At 53.7% G+C, this 17,027-nt stretch carries 9 protein-coding genes; 4 read left to right on the top strand and 5 right to left on the bottom strand.

The window, feature by feature from the left end:
- Positions 1-177 precede the first annotated feature (177 nt).
- The 3 genes from JAO29_RS03645 (at position 178) to JAO29_RS03635 (ending at position 5,888) form a co-directional block, all read left to right on the top strand.
- Positions 178-1,647 (top strand): TolC family protein, encoded by a 1,470-nt coding sequence (locus JAO29_RS03645; protein WP_334266817.1) that lies wholly within the window; start codon positions 178-180, stop codon positions 1,645-1,647.
- Between the two features lie 19 nt (positions 1,648-1,666).
- A complete protein-coding gene (locus JAO29_RS03640; RefSeq protein ID WP_334266816.1) occupies positions 1,667-4,813 on the top strand; it encodes an efflux RND transporter permease subunit in 3,147 nt (1,048 codons plus the stop codon).
- Between the two features lie 70 nt (positions 4,814-4,883).
- Positions 4,884-5,888, top strand: coding sequence for an efflux RND transporter periplasmic adaptor subunit (locus tag JAO29_RS03635; RefSeq protein ID WP_334266815.1), 1,005 nt, complete (start codon positions 4,884-4,886; stop codon positions 5,886-5,888).
- Between the two features lie 110 nt (positions 5,889-5,998).
- On the opposite strand, the gene JAO29_RS03630 is transcribed toward JAO29_RS03635, so the two are convergent.
- Complete coding sequence (locus JAO29_RS03630; protein WP_334266814.1) at positions 5,999-9,415, bottom strand: FG-GAP-like repeat-containing protein; 3,417 nt, start codon at positions 9,413-9,415, stop codon at positions 5,999-6,001.
- Between the two features lie 389 nt (positions 9,416-9,804).
- Here JAO29_RS03630 and JAO29_RS03625 point away from each other — a divergent pair, with 389 nt between their 5' ends.
- A complete protein-coding gene (locus JAO29_RS03625; protein WP_334266813.1) occupies positions 9,805-11,358 on the top strand; it encodes a DUF5060 domain-containing protein in 1,554 nt (517 codons plus the stop codon).
- A gap of 71 nt (positions 11,359-11,429) precedes the next feature.
- Here the strand turns inward: JAO29_RS03625 and JAO29_RS03620 are convergent, their stop codons facing one another.
- The 4 genes from JAO29_RS03620 to JAO29_RS03605 are packed head-to-tail and all read right to left on the bottom strand — an operon-like array spanning position 11,430 to position 16,936.
- The gene (locus JAO29_RS03620) at positions 11,430-12,458 is read right to left on the bottom strand and encodes a helix-hairpin-helix domain-containing protein (protein ID WP_334266812.1); all 1,029 of its coding nucleotides are present in this window, start codon (positions 12,456-12,458) and stop codon (positions 11,430-11,432) included.
- Between the two features lie 29 nt (positions 12,459-12,487).
- On the bottom strand, positions 12,488-14,734 hold the full coding sequence (locus JAO29_RS03615) for a DNA polymerase III subunit alpha (RefSeq protein WP_334266811.1): 2,247 nt from the start codon (positions 14,732-14,734) through the stop codon (positions 12,488-12,490).
- Complete coding sequence (locus JAO29_RS03610; RefSeq protein ID WP_334266810.1) at positions 14,637-16,151, bottom strand: DNA polymerase Y family protein; 1,515 nt, start codon at positions 16,149-16,151, stop codon at positions 14,637-14,639. The genes JAO29_RS03615 and JAO29_RS03610 overlap by 98 nt, the downstream gene beginning before the upstream one ends.
- Positions 16,148-16,936, bottom strand: coding sequence for a recombinase RecA (locus tag JAO29_RS03605; RefSeq protein WP_334266809.1), 789 nt, complete (start codon positions 16,934-16,936; stop codon positions 16,148-16,150). The genes JAO29_RS03610 and JAO29_RS03605 overlap by 4 nt, the downstream gene beginning before the upstream one ends.
- Positions 16,937-17,027 lie beyond the last annotated feature (91 nt).

The following is a 17,027-nucleotide window of genomic DNA, read 5'->3' as shown; positions in this document are numbered from 1 at the left end:
TGGAGCCATGGTCGTTGTTTTCAGCATGACTATCTTCGTTTGGTTCCTCTCTTGTCACGGGCGAAGGCATTGAGAGTTGAAAGCCAATTTTCGTCGCCCGTCATCCGAGCCGAGATCGTCTTACGGCCGGCAACGGTAAATTGACTTTCGGTTCCTGCCTCTCTCTGAGATATTGAATTGATTACAATTTCAATCTCCTCGAAGCTCACTACAAGAGATTTCGCTCGCGAGAAGGAACTCCAGCGGATGCGCATCGTCAACCTTCACAACCGGCTCGTTCTGCCCATGCTGCTCCTTGCTCTGTCTCGCCTCAGCATCGCCCAAGATGCCGGCAGCGGGACGTTGAGCCTGTCAGCAGTTGTTGCGGATGCGGAGAAGAACTATCCCTCTATTCAAATCTCTCAAGAGGATCTGAATGTCTCGGCAGCGAACATTGCGCTCGCCCGGACTGCATACCTTCCCAGACTGGATGGTGTCGCTCAGTTCAATCGCGGGACACGCAACAACGTCTTTGGAAGTCTCCTTCCTCAAAGCATTATCCCTCCGATGTCCGGGCCCGTAATCGGGACGAACAATAGTGGCTCAGTATGGGGGAGCGCGACCGGTCTTCTCATCAATTGGCAGCCATTCGACTTCGGGACTAGAAGCGCTCGGGTTCGTGCAGCAGTGGCGGCCAAGGACCAGGCGAGTGCTGCCAACCAGCGTACGCAACTCGAAGTCGCAACGGCTTCAGCCGACGCCTATCTGACTGTATTGGCCGCGATGAGCACGAAGCGAGCCGCATCAGCGGCAATCGGCAACTGGGAAATCTTGCGAACCAGCATCCATGCTCTGGTTTCGTCGCAACTCAGACCGGGTGCGGACGAATCTCGCATCGATGCCGAAAAGGCTGCGGCTGTGACGGAACTCGCGCTTGCGGACCAAGCGATCGCAAACAGCGAGGCGACGCTGCAGCGGTTTCTAACCGGGCCCATCCCACCCGTTTTAGCAGAAGGAAAATTCCTGAGCGAGGTTCCCGCCGTTGCCGACATGGATGCACCACTTGTGCTGACAAATAATCCGGTCATGAGGGAGCGGCACGCAGCGGTTGAGCAGAACGCTTCGCAGTTGCGGTCTATTGAGCGCAGTTGGACACCACAGTTCAATCTTGAAGCTGCCGCTTACGCACGCGGGACGGGAGCCGAGACGAATGGGCAGCGGCTCTCTGGGGCAGGCGGCCTGGCTCCGAATGTTGGCAATTATGTGGCAGGAGTGAATGTCACCTTCCCATTTATGGAGTTTGCCAGCATTCACGCACACGAGGCGGCGCAGGCAGCAACTTTGCGGTCGGCGAAGGCCAGTGAACTTCTTACAGATAAGACGTTGCATGAGCAGTTCGCACAGGCGCAGGCCAGTCTGCGCACAACCCGAACGATCGCGCAAACTACGCCGGTTCAGAGGGATGCTGCCCAGACAACTCTCAATCAAGCAACAGCACGCTATAAGGCAGGACTAGTGCCGATCGATGACGTGGCGCAGGCACAACGCCTTTTGGTGCAGGCCCAGATTGATGATGCAATTGCCCGGCTGAATGTATGGCGCTCGTATCTCCACTTGGAATTCATTCGAGGAGACGTTCAACCGTTCTTGCAGGAAGCAAACAGGTAAGCCAAGGAATCGATCGCAAATGCGCCTCGTTCTCGCAGCCCTAAGCCGTCCTCTCACCGTCATCGTAGCGCTCATCGCAATCGTCGCTGGCTTCTTCACGGCCATCAATCGAATGCGGATGGACATCTTCCCGCAGGTTGGCAATCCCGTCATCTATGTTGCGCAGCCATACGGTGGTATGAGCCCTGCCCAGATGGAAGGCTTCCTCACCTACTATTATGAGTACCACTTCCTTTACATCACGGGCATCCAGTCGGTAGACAGCAAGAGCGTTCAGGGCGCGGCCCTCATGAAGCTGACCTTCCGTGAGGGTACGGACATGCAGCAGGCGATGGGCGAAACCGTCGGGTACGTGAATCGTGCCCGAGCCTTCATGCCTCCGGGAACTGTTCCTCCATTCATCACGCGGTTTGATCCTGGAAGCGTTGCAGTCGGTCTGCTCGTCTTCACCAGCGCAACTCACACGCAGGGCGAGTTGCAGAACATTGCGTTGAACCAAGTGCGGCCCCTGTTCGCTACGTTGCCCGGAGTCTCCGCACCCCCACCGTTTGGTGGCAACCAACGCACCATCGTCGTCACCCTTGACCCGGACAAGCTCAAGCAATATGGCGTCTCAACAGAACAAGCGATTGCGGCGGTCAGCAGCGGCAGTGTTGTCGCTCCCGCCGGCAATTTGTACGACGGCACACTGAACCGCATCGTTCGGACCAATTCCACACTTGGCCCTGATCTGCCCGAGCTGATGAACACTCCCATTCATCCAAAGTCAGGCAGCAACATCTACCTCCGAGACATTGGGAGCATTGAGAACGGCACCGATATCGTGACCGCCTATGCCCACGTTGATGGGCGCAGGACTGTGTACATCCCCGTGACGAAGCGATCGGACGCATCTACCCTCGCCGTAATCAAAGCCGTCAAAGATGCGATCCCTGCATTCAAGAAAGTGATGCCGGATGACGTGGATGTTCAGCTTGCGTTCGATCAATCGGGCTACGTCTCCAATGCAATTAGCGGACTCGTCCGTGAAGCCCTGCTTGGTGCCGTACTTACTGGTCTGGTTGTCCTGATGTTTCTCGGAGACTGGCGCGGCGCGCTAATCGTTGTTGCGAATATCCCCTTTGCTCTCTTCACTGCTGTCCTGCTTCTTTGGGCGACGGGTCAGACGGTCAATGTAATGACGCTCGGCGGCCTGGCGCTTGCAGTCGGAGTGCTGGTCGATGAAGCAACGGTTGAAATTGAAAACATTCACACCCAGCTGCTGCCCGGCGTCTCCCGCGCAGCTGCGGTGCTGGAAGCCTGCAAGCGAACGGTGATTGCACGACTCCTCTCGATGCTTTGCGTATTGGCTGTCTTCCTGCCGTCCTTCTTTATGAAAGGCGTTGGCAAGCAGCTCTTCGTGCCACTCTCAATGGCAGTAGGCTTTGCAATGATTGCTTCGTACTTCCTTTCGAGTAGTCTCGTCCCTGTCTTCGCGACCTGGTTCATGTCAGAGACCCACAGGCGCGAATCATCAGAAGGGCGCTTTGGCAAACTCCGAGCCTGGTACGGCTCGTACCTTGATCGCCTCTTGGAGCATGGGCGGTGGGTCATGATCGGCTACTTTACAGTAACCGCCCTCATACTGGTGCTTGTCGCTCCGCGGCTGGGGACTGAGATCTTCCCGGATGCGAATGGTCCCGTGCTGAGACTTCGTATCAAAGCACCGGTCGGAACACGCATTGAAGAATCCGAGCCCTTGGTGATGCAGGCACTCGAGCTGATTCGACGGACAGTAGGCGAGAAGAACGTCGAGATTACGTCGGACTACATGGGCATCCAGCCCTCAAGCTACCCGGTGAATCTGATTCACTTGTTTACCAGCGGTCCGGAAGAAGCAATCGTCCAGGTGCAGCTGAAGCCTGGTCATCCACAGGATGAGGCGTTACGAGAGTCGCTTCGAAACGCGTTTCAAAAGCAGATGCCGGATCTGAAAGTCTCCTTCGAGGCTGGTGATATTGTGGCGCAGGTGATGAGCTTTGGATCGCCTACGCCAGTGCAGATCGATGTACAAGGCGTGGACCTAAATCAAAACTATGCCTATCTTGCTAAGATCGAATCCGAGTTGCATAAGCTGAGCTTCCTTCGAGATATCTCTGTCGTTCAAGTGGAAAATTACCCAACCGCTGATATAAAAATCGATCGTGACTATGCCGGTCAGTTCGGCTTAACGATGGCAGATGTCACAAACTCGCTTGTTCCCGCAACCGGCTCCTCGCGTTTCATCGCTCCCAACTACTGGAGAGATCCAAGGACCGGGAACGCATTTCAAATTCAGGTTCAACTTCCTTCAAATCGCATGCAAGGCTTCGGAGCACTTGCAACCCTGCCTCTTATGAAGGAGGGACAGGCCCAACCGCAGTTAGACCAAGTCGCGAGCCTAACCAGCGGCACTATGCCGGAGATGATCGAGCGGTTTAGCGGCCAGCGCGTCGTCAGCGTTACTGCGAATCTGCATGGTATTGCACTGGGGAACGCTCAACTCAAGCTTAATGAGGCGCTCAAACATATCGCAGCTCCGCCCAAGGGCAGCACGGTTGTTATGCGTGGCCAAATTCCGGCACTCGAAGATACCCTCTCGGGCCTGCGCATCGGATTGCTCCTTGCTGTTGCCGCCATCTTTCTCTTGCTCATGGCCAACTTTCAGTCACTGCGACTGCCACTCGTTATTCTGTCGACCCTCCCTGGCGTTCTGGTTGGGGTGATTGTCGCTCTGCTGCTCACCGGGACAACGGTAAACATCCAGTCATTTATGGGGGCCATCATGGCCGTCGGCATCTCGGTAGCGAATTCAATTTTGCTAGTCAGCTTCGCAGAACAATCGCGCCGTGAGACGAGCGATGCACTCCAAGCATCTCGCCAAGGAGCCACAAGCCGCCTGCGGGCCATTCTGATGACGGCGACCGCCATGATTTGCGGCATGCTTCCAATGGCTATCGGATTTGGAGCGGGTGGAGCCCAGACGGCACCGCTAGGCCGAGCAGTTGTTGGCGGTCTCATCTTTTCCACGATCACCACACTGGGAATCCTGCCGGCGATCTACGCCAGTCTCCAACGACGGGCCAGCACGAAGTCAAATTCTCTCAATCCCGAAGATCCGACGAGCCGATACTATGCGCATCTCTAATTCTTTTACTGTTCTGCTATGTATGTTGCTAAGCCATTTCGCTGCTTGCCAGACTACGGGGCATGTGGACATGGTAAAAGTCGAAAGCCGATCACTGTCACGCACCGTTCCACTAACCGCTGAACTCACACCATACCTGGAGACCGACATTGAGGCCCGGGTACCCGGTTACGTCGAACGCGTCCTGGTGGATCGGGGGAGTTCCGTTCGCAGGGGTCAGCTTCTCCTGCAACTCTCTGCTCCTGAGATGGGATCGCAGACGAGCGCTGCAGAAGCTGCCCTGCATGAAGCGGAAGCCGAAGCGAGTCAGGCGGAAGCACAGGCTGCTGGAATCGCCAGCACCTATGCGCGACTTGAAGAGGCAGCCAAAACGCCAGGCGCTGTCGCAGGCAATGAGTTGCTTCAGGCACAAAAACAGAACGAAGCCGCAAGTGCTCTTATACAAAGCCGCAAGGCCGCTGTGGATACGGCGACAGAACGCCTCAAAGCAGCCAGAGCGATGGAAGCCTATCTCCGGATCGTGGCCCCCTTTGATGGGGTGATCTCCGACCGCCTTGTTCACCCCGGCATGATGGTTGACGCAGGTGGCCATCAGCCGCTGCTTAAGCTCAAGCAAGTGTCCCATTTGCGCTTGGTTGTCCCGGTTCCCGAAACCTATGTCGGCGCAGTCACTCGGGGCAAAGCCGTGGTGTTTCATGTTCCGGCCCATCCTGGCAAGTCCTACACGGGCACTATCGCACGTGTACCGCAAAGCCTGGATGAGCGAAGCCGCAGCATGATGGTCGAGCTTGATGTCTTGAATACGAGCGGAACGCTTGCTCCAGGAATGTATCCCACAGTTGATTGGCCAGTGTCATCCCAGGGCGATGTCTTACTTGTACCCACTACCAGTGTTGTGACTACAACTCAGCGGACCTTCGTCATTGCATCCACGAATGGCCACGCGCGTTGGATTGATGTGCGCAAAGGAGCAGCGTCGGGTGACTCTGTGACGGTTCGGGGGCAGTTAGAGGCAGGGCAGCTCGTGGTCAAGCGCGCAAGCGATGAAATACGGGAAGGAAGCCCGCTGCGTTAGGGCGCGCGATTGCTAGTTGGGTTGATCTACGCTCCTGCGCGCTTTACGGCCGTCAAACGAGGACCCCGAGATTAGGGTGCCAACCTGACAGCCGTTTGATTCCGAGAGCGCTACTGGTGCACGGTCAGCGTGAGCGGAACGCTCTGCGTAAGGCCGCTTGATCCGGTGGCATTGACGTTGATGGTGTAAGTGCCCGTCTTCGTGGTTGGGGACGTGGGCGTAGTGGAGTTGCTGGTGGTGCTACTACCGCTCCCACAGGCTGTCATGAGGGTTGCGGTGCAGACGAGCAGGAGCAGTGAGAAGATGACGTTGTTTGGGATGCTGCGGCCTGCTCCCCTGCGGCGGATAAGACAGAGGACGAACAGACCGGGGGCACCGAATGCCGCAAGCACGCCACTGTTGCCACCGAGGGTGGGTGCAGCAAGAAAAGCTTGCGCTGTAGTTCCGGTAGTGATGGTGACATTAGTGGAGGCGGTCTGACTGCCGGCGCCAAAGGTCAGTGATGTGGGTTGGAACGTGCAGGTGGTGTTGGGCGGCAGGTTCGCGCAGGAGAGTTGCACGGTGCCGGTGTAGCCAGAGATCGAGGAGAAGGTTATCTTATCGGTCGCAGCGCCGGACTGCGCGACTGAGAGACCGGTGGTATCAGGTGCGGCTGTGAGCAGAAGGATGGGCGGTGCAGCGGACTGCGTAAAGTTGACGTCGCCGCCATACTGGGCGCTGATCACGACATTACCTGTGGGGGCGGCGCTGGCGGTGTAGCTAGCGTTGCCGTTGATATCGAGCGTGCCACTACCGATGGCTGTTTGGCCGACGAGGAAGGTGACGGTGCCAGTGGGTATGCCGGTGCTGATCGACGCGACTTTCGCAGTAAAGACGGTGTTCTGGTTTGATAGAGCCAGGGTTGTGGCGGTTCCTGCCTGCGTAATGGTGAGCGTGCCATTCGTGGGCGTCACCACATAGTTCGCAAGATTAGCGCCAGTCACCGAGGGAATGACGGCATATCCGCCGACGATGCTGGCTGCCGTAGCGAGAGTGGTGAAGGACTCCGTGAAGGTATCCCCGTTCACCATGCCAAGAACCGTTCCTGTGAATGTCGGATTCGCGGTCCCGAAGACGCGAGCGGTACTATTTGCCGTAATTGTGAGAGGCGCGGGCATAACGACAAATGAGGTGCTTTTGGTAGTTGCAGGGTAGTTGTCGGTCGCGGCTTGCGAGGCCAGCAGAGTGAGGGTGCCTATACCGCTGACGGTAACCGTAGAACCGACGATGGTAGCAGGGCCACTGACGACGGAATATGTGATGGCACCAGAAGAGTCCGAGGTTGCGGAGACCATAAAGGGCCCGCTGCCATAGGTGTGGTTTGCAACGTTGAAGGTGAGGTTAGCGAATCCGGTAGTCGTAAAGAAGATGCCTGGTGACGTACTCGCGGCAAGATACACGTCGCCTGCATATCCGGCCTGCAAGGTGCTGAAGCCTGGCGGGATGGATGTGGTGTTGAGCACGGCAACTCCATTGGATAGCGGAGCGGTACCAAGAACAGTGCTGTTCGCCGCAAAGGTGATAAGCTCGCCGTCTGTGCTATGCCCCCCTGCGGACCGCGGAGACAGGGTAGCGGTCAAAGCAACCTGGTGCCCGTAGACACTGGTTGTAGGATTTGCGCTGAGAGAGAGCGTGGATGCCGAGCCTGAGGATGCCGCGACCGACACTGGATCGGAAAGGCTGGAGCTGTAGTTGTCATCACCCGAATAGACGGCCTGAAGCTGGTGGGTATCAGTTCCCGGAACAGAGAAATTACTCTGCGTGGTTGTGAAGCTGTTGCTCGGAGTGATGACGGCAACTACAACAGGACTATTGTTGATATTAACAATGGGGACGTCAGCATATCCATCTCCGTTGAAATCAGCGACGCCGATCCGTCCGACGGAAAAGCTGGGGGTGCCCGGTAACGGCGTGCTGGTTGAAAAGCTACCGTGACCATCTCCGATTTCAATAAAGCTGTCGTTCGGATCCGCCTGCCAGGTTATGTCGGCTATTCCATCTCCATTAAAGTCGGCAACAGAGATGCCATACGCGTAATTAATAGGATCGGGATGGTTGAAGAGAGTGGAGTTCCCTACAAGTTGCATCATGCCATCGCCAAGATTTGAGTAGACCAGCACCTGAGCCCCGAGCGAGACACCGGCGTTGTAGGCGGTCGTAGGTACCGCCATATCCAACTTACCGTCCCGATCGAAGTCGCCAGGAATCATCGTTGTTGCGTCGCAGCAGGCTCCCTGTATTGACAAATTCGCTAAGGGCTGAAAAGCTCCTGTGCCATCGCCAGTGAAGATCTGAACATTGAAGCTGTTTGTGGACGAAGGCGAACTCGATGACGGCTCCAGTACTACGATGTCGGTATTGCTATCTCCAGTGAAGTCACCCAAGACAACGGAGATGGGATTCGAAGCACTGATGCTCGTCGGATTGGCAAAAGTACGATCACCATTGTTAAGTAGAATATCGACGGTTTGATTGCTGAAGTTCGGAACAATCAAGTCCGGCCTACCGTCATGATTAGCATCACCTGCAACAACACCATAAGTTGCATTGGTCGATGTGATTGCCGGTTGCGTAGAGAAATGTCCAGTGCCTCCTCCATACAGAACCAATATCTTGGAAGGGCTACCAATTACCAGACTCAATCCTCCGGTGCCAAAATCAACCGGCGTCAGGCTGGTGACATCGCCCAGAGAAGCCGTCTGAAGGTTATCGATGGGGTACTGACTCAACACTCCGTTGCCGCCGCCAGGAACGACGATTACGTCGTTGCCTTGTAAAAACACTAGATCCTGAAAGCAATCGTTCGTAAAATCTCCAACAGCAGTCAAAGGACTGATAGAAAATCCCGTAAGCGGACCAGGTGGCGTAACGATCGACAGATTCCCGCCGTTAGTACCGCTGACAGGTACAGTAGCAAGGACTGCGTTATCCGCAGTGTTGTCCTGAATCGTGAGAGTTCCCGTGATAACTGGAGAAGCTAGCGGAGCCACTCCAAGCACAGTTCCAGTAAAAGTGTAGTTTCCGTTCGCTCCCACTACGGAAAGATTTGTGGTTGAAGGAGATTTACCTGTGACCTGCAGCGCACTATCCGCTGAAGCACTGGCGGAACTGCTAACAGTACCCATGAAAACAGCTTTGTAGCTATGATTCCCCAGACCAGGAACAAAGCGCAGAGTCGCCGTGCCATCACCTGCAATCTGCGCTGTTCCCATCAAATGAACATCGGTACAGTAGGTGGCAGTGGCATCGCAGAAGCTAACCTGCCCAACAGTAGTAGGATTGACGGTCGCGGTGAGAGTAACGACCGTTCCCGAGGAGACTGACGTGACAGCGCCTGCGCTGGAGGTGACGGTGAGGGTGGTCGTAGTGGGGGTTGCGGCAGAAGCGACAGTCCCTGCGAGCAGGATCGTGCTGAGAGAGGCCCGGAGAAGCGAGCCAGCTTTGCTCAAAAACCAATAAGAACATGAGCGAGGCATGAAACGCGGCATGAGACGTGTCCTTTCATCCCTGTTGCTGCTCTTTTGGTCTTCTGACAGAGATACTCCTCCGGTATGGAGGGCACATGGCGGGTGGCAGAGAGACGACAAGAGGTGCAGGGATTCAGCGCGATCATAGTGGAGCGGGGTTGAAGACTCAAGAAAATAAATTCAACGGCTGCAATTACATCGTCCCGATTTGGTCCATCAGGTACGAGCCCAACGTTGACAGACGTTTCGGTGTTCGGACGGTAAGATCGACTTCACTTAGACCTCACGAGTCGGCGGCAAAACTACAATAACCTACGTCTTACAAAGCAGCATCGAGGCCTAGTTTGAAATGATCGTCGTCTTGGTCAGAGATAGAACGCCACACAACGCTGTCTGTCCCATTTGGAGAGATGATGAACCGTAGGGAAATGTTGAAGGCCGGAAGCGCGGCGTTAGTGGGAGCGGCAACGGCTACGACAGAAGCTGAAGAACGAAAATTTGTGTCATCCTCAACCGTCGAACAATGGGATATCTTCGAACAGACCTTCACGGGCCCACGCGAGGGCAATCCCTTTTTGGACGTATGGACTCAAGCCGTCTTTCGCAAGGGGTACCGCGACGTTAGGGTGGATGGATTCTATGACGGAAACGGCATATATAAAATGCGTTTCATGCCGGATGAACCGGGCACCTGGACCTTCGAAACAGATAGTAATATTCCGGAGTTGAAAGGCAGAAAAGGCTCACTGCAGTGTGTTCCCGCAAAGTCTGGCAATCATGGGCCTGTGCGCGTACGCGATTCCTACCACTTCGGATATGCAGATGGCACACCATATTTTCCTTTTGGCACGACATGCTATGCGTGGGTCCATCAGACTGAGGACTTGCAACGCCAGACGCTTGAGTTCCTACGTAGCGGCCCGTTCAACAAGATACGTATGTGCCTCTTCCCTAAGTGGTACCAGTACAACCACGGGGTTCCCCCTCGCTTTCCCTTCCAGCGTAGGGATGACAGCAATGACTACACACATTTTGTTCCGGAGTTCTTCCAACACATCGAAGATCGTATCCAGGATCTTCGCGCCCTGAACATAGAGGCCGACCTGATCCTGTTTCATCCCTACGACCATTGGGGTTTCCAGGAGATGCCTGCAGACGTGAATGATCGATATCTGAGATATGTGATTGCTCGATTTGCCGCTTATCGAAATGTGTGGTGGTCACTCGCGAATGAATTCGATCTGATGCGGAAGAAGAGCAGTGCAGACTGGGATCGGTACGCTAGCATCGTGACTGAGACAGATCCTTATGCACATCTGCGGTCTATCCACTACAGCCGTGCCCCCTATGACTACTCCCGCACATGGTGCACGCACGCCAGCGTTCAGGACTACGCCTTCGATAAGGCTCCGCAGTGGAGAGTGGATTGGCGCAAACCCGTCATCTTTGACGAGTGCATGTACGAGGGCAATATCAATTCACGTTGGGGTAATCTCTCAGGGGAAGAGATGACGCGCAGGTTCTGGCTGTGCACTGTCGCCGGCGTTTATGGAGGACACGGAGAGACCTACGTAGACGAAAATGAAATTGAGAACGATAAAGCGATCCTTTGGTGGTCTCATGGCGGAACATTGAAAGGATCCAGTCCGAAGCGAATCGGTTTTTTGCGCAAGCTGTTGGAGGACATCGGAGCACAGGAGGGCGGCCACATTGGACTAGAAGCCATAGAGCCGGTGTACTATCTTGCGGCAAAGCGTAGCTCCAATCAGGCAATCCTCTGGTACTTTGACTTTCACGAACCAAGCTATTATGACTTCCCTCTTCCTGAAGGAGCGAGATTCAAAGCTGAGTGGATCGATCCGTGGCAAATGACCGTGAAGGCGATTGAAGGTGTCTTCACCGGAAAGAGCCGCATCAAGCTACCTGGAAAGCCATACCAAGCCATAGTCTTCCGAAAGGTTTAGCTTTTTCTTGATAAGCGGATGAGCGGCTGTATCAATTGAACAGTTAGCTGGTCTTTAATAGGCCAATCAGATCAATGGAAATCGTGTGAATGGATCTCCAACGCCCGATCGTGAAGTTCCGTGAGCTTCGTTGCCCTTACATGGATAACATCATCCAGGTTTTGCAGCATCCCTTCAGCTAAAAGAAATTTGCTTCTCGTCACCATAAGTCTCTGGTTCTCATAAAGAGAAGGAGATATCACGACATTAGCGATCCCCGTCTCATCTTCTATTGAAAGAAAGATGAATCCCTTGGCTGTTCCTGGACGCTGGCGTGTAATGACACATCCAGCAACTCTTACAAAATCACCGTTCCTACAGGACTTTAGTGCGTGCGCCGAAAAAATGTTTTGCTGACGTAATTCAGCACGACGGTAAAACATGGGGTGATTGCCCGTCGTCAGACCAGTACCACGATAGTCTTCAACAAGGCGCTCTTCGGTATTCATCTGTAAAAGAGGCGTACGGTCACCTTCCCCTGAGTGGTCTCGTAGATTGCAAAGAAGAGCGCCCTCCCGCTTCCCTGCTTTTTCTATCTGCCATAATGCATCCCGACGATGTTCAACTCCACTAATTTTATTCAGCGCACCAATTTGCGCGAGCAATACCAGTTCTTTTCGATTCAGAGATGGCACTCGAAAGGCCAGATCTTCCAAGGAGGAAAAAAGTGTCCTCTGTTTCCTTGCAGACAATAACGCCTCTGCAGCCTGGCGACGAAGCCCTTTTGCATACCTGAGTCCTAAGCGTAAGAAAAGAGACCCATCTAATTCGTTTGCCAGCGTGCAATTCCACTCCGACTGCTGTACATCGATCGGCTTTACACGAAGACCGTGTCGCTGAGCATCCTTAATAAGAACGGCAGGTGAGTAAAATCCCATGGGCTGATTGTTCAAAATAGCGCAGGTAAACGCAGCAAGATATTTGACTTTGAAATATGCCGACGCATAAGCGAGCAACGCGAAGCTGGCCGCATGCGATTCAGGAAAGCCGTACAGCGCGAATGAGCTGATGTTCTCAACAATGAGATCCTGGGTCTTCACATCAATGCCCTTGGCGCTCATTCCATTTCTTAATTTGACCTCCAACTTTTTCATTCGATCCAGGATCGACGCATCCCGACCGCGCGACGCAACTCCTCCGCTTCGGCGCCAGAGAAGTCCGCCACTGTCATCGCGATTCGAAGCAACTGCTCTTGAAAAAGTGGAACTCCTAGCGTTCGTTTTAGTATTTCCTCCAGTGAAGGGTGCGGGTAGGTGATCTCCTCTTTTTCTTGACGGCGACGGATATATGGATGCATCATGTTCCCAACAATAGGACCGGGACGAATGATCGCTACCTGGACCACAAGATCGTAAAAATTTTCCGGCTTATTTCGCGGTAGTGAGGCCATCTGTGCGCGACTTTCAATTTGAAACATACCCACCGTATCGGCGCGCTGAAGTGTTTCGTAGACGTCCTTATCTTCAGGAAGATTCGCCAGATCTACCGCATCTCCATAATGGCGCGAGATGAGCTCCAGGCTGTCATGAACTACAGCCATCATGCCCAATCCCAACAGATCTACTTTGATAATGCCTAGATCTGCGCAGTCTTCTTTATCCCATTGCACCACCGTGCGGCCGGGCATTGAGGCACGCTCCAGCGGAACAATCGAATTCAAATGATCCTGGCAAATCACCATGCCTCCTGAATGCTGTCCAAGATGGCGAGGGAGATCTTTGATGCGTGTACAGAGTTCAAGATATTTAGCGATTCGTGGATGTTTAAGGTCAAATCCGGCACCAGCGAAAGAGTGCTCCATCGTGTCCGTCTTTCCGCGCCACTCCCACTGGCCTACCAGATTAGACAGTCGACTTAGGGATTCTTGATCAATTCCAAGAGCCTTTCCTACCTCGCGCGCAGAGGATTTACCCCGATAAGTTATGACATTCGCAGTCATAGCAGCACCCAATTCTCCATAGCGCTGGTAGACATACTGAATGGCTTGTTCTCGTTTGTCTTCAGAGGGAAGGTCAAGATCGATATCAGGCCATTCACCTCGGTTTTCGCTCAGAAAGCGTTCAAAGAGCAGGTTCATTCCGACAGGGTCGATTGCTGTAATCTCCAGCGAATAACACACAGCCGAGTTGGCCGCACTACCCCGACCTTGTATGAGGATGTCGTTTTCTTTGCAGAAATTGACGATGTCCCAAACGATGAGGAAGTATCCGGAAAAGCCCAGCCGCTCAATAAGCGCGAGTTCATAACCCACCTGTTTTTTAGCTTGTGTTAAAAGATCACGATTATTCTTTTGCCCATATCTCTTCATTACCCCCTCGGCCACTCGTTTTCGGAGAAAGCTATCCATCGTCTCTCCCTCTGGAACGGGATAGCGAGGAAACTCGTACCCCAGGTCACCCAGCCTAAACTGAAGACGCGAAGACAGCTCACATGTATTCGATACGGCGTGAGGTATATCTCGGAAAAGCCTGTTCATCGCACGTGGCGTGCGTAAATAGCGTTCGCTATTGAATGCTAAAAGTCGCCCGGCACAATCCAGATCGGTATGATTCCGAATTGCTGTGAATACATCCAGAATCTCCCTGTCACCGGGTGTGGCATAACGAACTCCATTGGTTGCTAGTACAGGAAGTTTTAATGAATCCGCGATTCTCAAGGCGGCCTGATTGCGCCACTCCTCTTCGCGTTCATAATGGCGTTGCAACTCGACATAAACATTATGCTGGCCGAAGATACCTGCTAATTGCGCTACAACCCGACGCCCCTCTTCTTCTCCTCCACGAGTTAATGCAGCGGCTAACGGTCCTTCGGTTCCACCAGTAAGGCAAACCAGGCCCGATCCATATTGCTCCAGATCCTGGAGCGTCGCTGCACCTTCGGCCTTGGTCTTTTCTCGCATCTTAAACTTTGTTATCAGCTGACATAGGTTCTGGTAGCCATGGCGTGATTCACACAGCAGTGGCAACCGCGCTGCTTCAGGAGAATACTGGTGCGGAAGCCAGAAAGGGGGCGCAAGTCGAAGACCAAGATCGGAGACGGATATCTCGGCTCCTATATGAGCCTGAACATTGTTTCTTTCTGCACTTGTGTGGAAGCGTGCTGCTCCGTAGAGCCCGTTTCGGTCCAGAAGAGATATTGCGGGCATCTCTATCTCCACCGCACGCTCCACAATATCCTCTGGCTGTGAAGCTCCTTCCAGGAAGCTGAAGGCACTCGCTGCATGCAACTCAACGTAACGGTCAGTCATAGATTCCCACCATCTGCCAGGCTCGCCCAGATCGATCTCTCTTAATGCAACAACACAGGAGTTCACCCTGCTGATCTCTTGCAACCACATCCCACTCCTCTTCTTCCCAAGGTGTCGAACTCCACCAGTCGCCTCCTCTGCGCCAGGGTCCGTACGCGAAAGCAACGTCATAGCGCTTCCGCTGAAAGAAAACTGCCTTCAGGTTTTCTTTATCGATCACCACTTTCAAAGAAAGTGGATGGCGGAAACGTCGCATGGCGAGGAAGGATTCAGTCGAAGAGAGATCTGCCGATTCAGAAGTAGACGGGACGGAAAAAGTCTCCATGAAGAACGCATCGTGTTGGTGCGTATCCTTTAGAACCGCACGTCCTACTCGATCCTCTCCAACGATGGCTCGAATCTTCGTGAGGGTTACATCCAGCTTTACTGCTTCCGGCAGCTGGGGTGAAAACAATCCCAGCTGAAGTTTGCTTGTGGGCTCTGGGTCCGCATAGAGTCTCAAGGTTAGAACTGCTGCTTGCGGTGGATAAGACTGGAGATGCAGGTGAATGAGTTTTAGCCAAAGATGGAGATCGTTGCTTGGAAGAACTGACCTAATCGTGTGGGAATAAGTAGTCTTATCTTCAAGAGATGAATCCAGCGTAACCGAGGCAAGTGCAAGAACTCTGGCTGCTGCTCGTATCATTAGCTTTTCCAGCAACAGCCTTATAACGAATAGCAAGGAATCAACATCTTGTACGGGATGATCGAGATCCTGATATTCTTCGAGCTTAAATTGAGGTTCTTTCGGAACGAACAGATGGGGTAGTTCGCCAAGGGCTAGCCGACGAAGTCGTCTTCCTTCCTGTCCCATGCGGGCTATTAGTGGTTCTTCAGTCAATGCGGCAAGCGCGCCAAGCGAGCGAATCCCCCATCGCTCAAAGGTCTTTGCCTCTTCTTCCGATAATTGAAGAATAGAGAGCGGCAAGGGAGCCAGCACCCTGCTCTCCTCTCCTTGTGCGATAACTACCGAGCCCGTTCGCGACATTCCTCTTGCCATACAGACAGCAGCATGGAAGTTGCGGCTTATGGCTATGGATGCTGAGACCCCAACGTTTCTCACCTGCTGCAAGAGTGCTTTAGCTAATTTTTGAGGAGATCCAGAAAGTCTTGCTGTTCCCGAAATATCGAGAACACAGGCGAACATCTCAGCTTCCATGAGCTCTTCAATTCGTGGAGAAATTCTTGACGCACACTCCAGGAGTGCTCCCCGTGTATTTTCCTCTTCGCCACGCGACCGAAAGAGCAAAACAACAGACGTAAATGTATCTACCTCTGCCTGTGACATCCCTCGAACAATCCCGGCCCGCCTTGCGTGTCCATTCAGAGAACACACGGTGCGAAACGGAGCATCCCCATCCATGACTACGCAAGGACGTTGACGGAGTTGGGGCCGCACACGAAGCAGTGATTGTGCAGGAAACTCTTTTATGTAAAGACATGCATAGAGCTCTCCACGGCCTGTCATCGCCGACCTGACCAGGTGGTTCGGCGGTACCAGTTCACAGCCTCATAACTATGCGGCTGTTTCTTTAAACCAGGAATACTGGCAGGCGAAGGCGTAAAGCGCTCCCTTATCACCTCGATGTCAGTATTCAGGCCTGTGAAGAAAGAAATTGATCTCTGGCTTTCGTTCATCTCACGTGCGCGCAATTTTAAAATCATATTGGAGCTGCTTTTAGCGCAACTCTTCTGCGTGAGCAACAAGAAACTCGTCTGAGTTCGCTCAGCTGCTGCCCTGTAACGGAACCAGGTGGACAGTGGCACACGCAATACGTACTCAGGTAAAACGCTTCCCATATCCAGAGTAATCAAACTGAAACCTCCGGATTGCAATAAAAGATCAGCTACCTTCAATGCCTGACACATCTCTTCAGATCTAGGCGAAGTGGAAGAGACGTGTTCGTTAGAAGTTCGACATCTCACCCACAGGAGTCGTCTTAGATCAACCCCGGTTGCGGCCGCCGACTCGGGGTCAAGGGCATCGGCCACATCGATCCAGGCGCACACTTTGCCGGCCTGAGTCATCCGCGCTGCAAAGCTAAGAGCTAAAGAGGTACGACCTGAGGATTCCTCCCCAACCACCTCCGTCACCGCACCAGCAGGCAAACCACCGTTCAATGCTCCGTCGATAGAAGCTATGCCTAAGCTCGTCACAGGCCGAACGGTTTGCGGGCGAGGCGTCAACGCCCCAGGAATCCGGTTTCCGAGCACAGTTTCTATTTGGGTGCGTATCTGCGAGGCGGAAGTCATAACTTATCTTCGCCTTATCTTCGCCATAAATTTCCGCGAAGTCAACTCGGGGATCTGCGGAAGATCTGCTCATCCAACCCGCTAAGCTCCT

It is taken from the genome of Edaphobacter sp. HDX4, from assembly GCF_036877565.1.
Classification (GTDB): domain Bacteria; phylum Acidobacteriota; class Terriglobia; order Terriglobales; family Acidobacteriaceae; genus Edaphobacter.
Note: the sequence above shows the minus strand (reverse complement) of the source record. Positions and strands in the feature narration are given on the sequence as shown.

Bases quoted from the DNA above. Each gene is read 5' to 3' on its own strand.
- JAO29_RS03640 (WP_334266816.1), top strand. From the start codon at position 1,667: ATGCGCCTCGTTCTCGCAGCCCTAAGCCGTCCTCTCACCGTCATCGTA.
- JAO29_RS03635 (WP_334266815.1), top strand. From the start codon at position 4,884: ATGGTAAAAGTCGAAAGCCGATCACTGTCACGCACCGTTCCACTAACC.
- JAO29_RS03630 (WP_334266814.1), bottom strand. From the start codon at position 9,415: ATGCCGCGTTTCATGCCTCGCTCATGTTCTTATTGGTTTTTGAGCAAA.
- JAO29_RS03625 (WP_334266813.1), top strand. From the start codon at position 9,805: ATGATGAACCGTAGGGAAATGTTGAAGGCCGGAAGCGCGGCGTTAGTG.
- JAO29_RS03620 (WP_334266812.1), bottom strand. From the start codon at position 12,458: ATGAGCGCCAAGGGCATTGATGTGAAGACCCAGGATCTCATTGTTGAG.
- JAO29_RS03615 (WP_334266811.1), bottom strand. From the start codon at position 14,734: ATGTGGTTGCAAGAGATCAGCAGGGTGAACTCCTGTGTTGTTGCATTA.
- JAO29_RS03610 (WP_334266810.1), bottom strand. From the start codon at position 16,151: ATGACAGGCCGTGGAGAGCTCTATGCATGTCTTTACATAAAAGAGTTT.
- JAO29_RS03605 (WP_334266809.1), bottom strand. From the start codon at position 16,936: ATGACTTCCGCCTCGCAGATACGCACCCAAATAGAAACTGTGCTCGGA.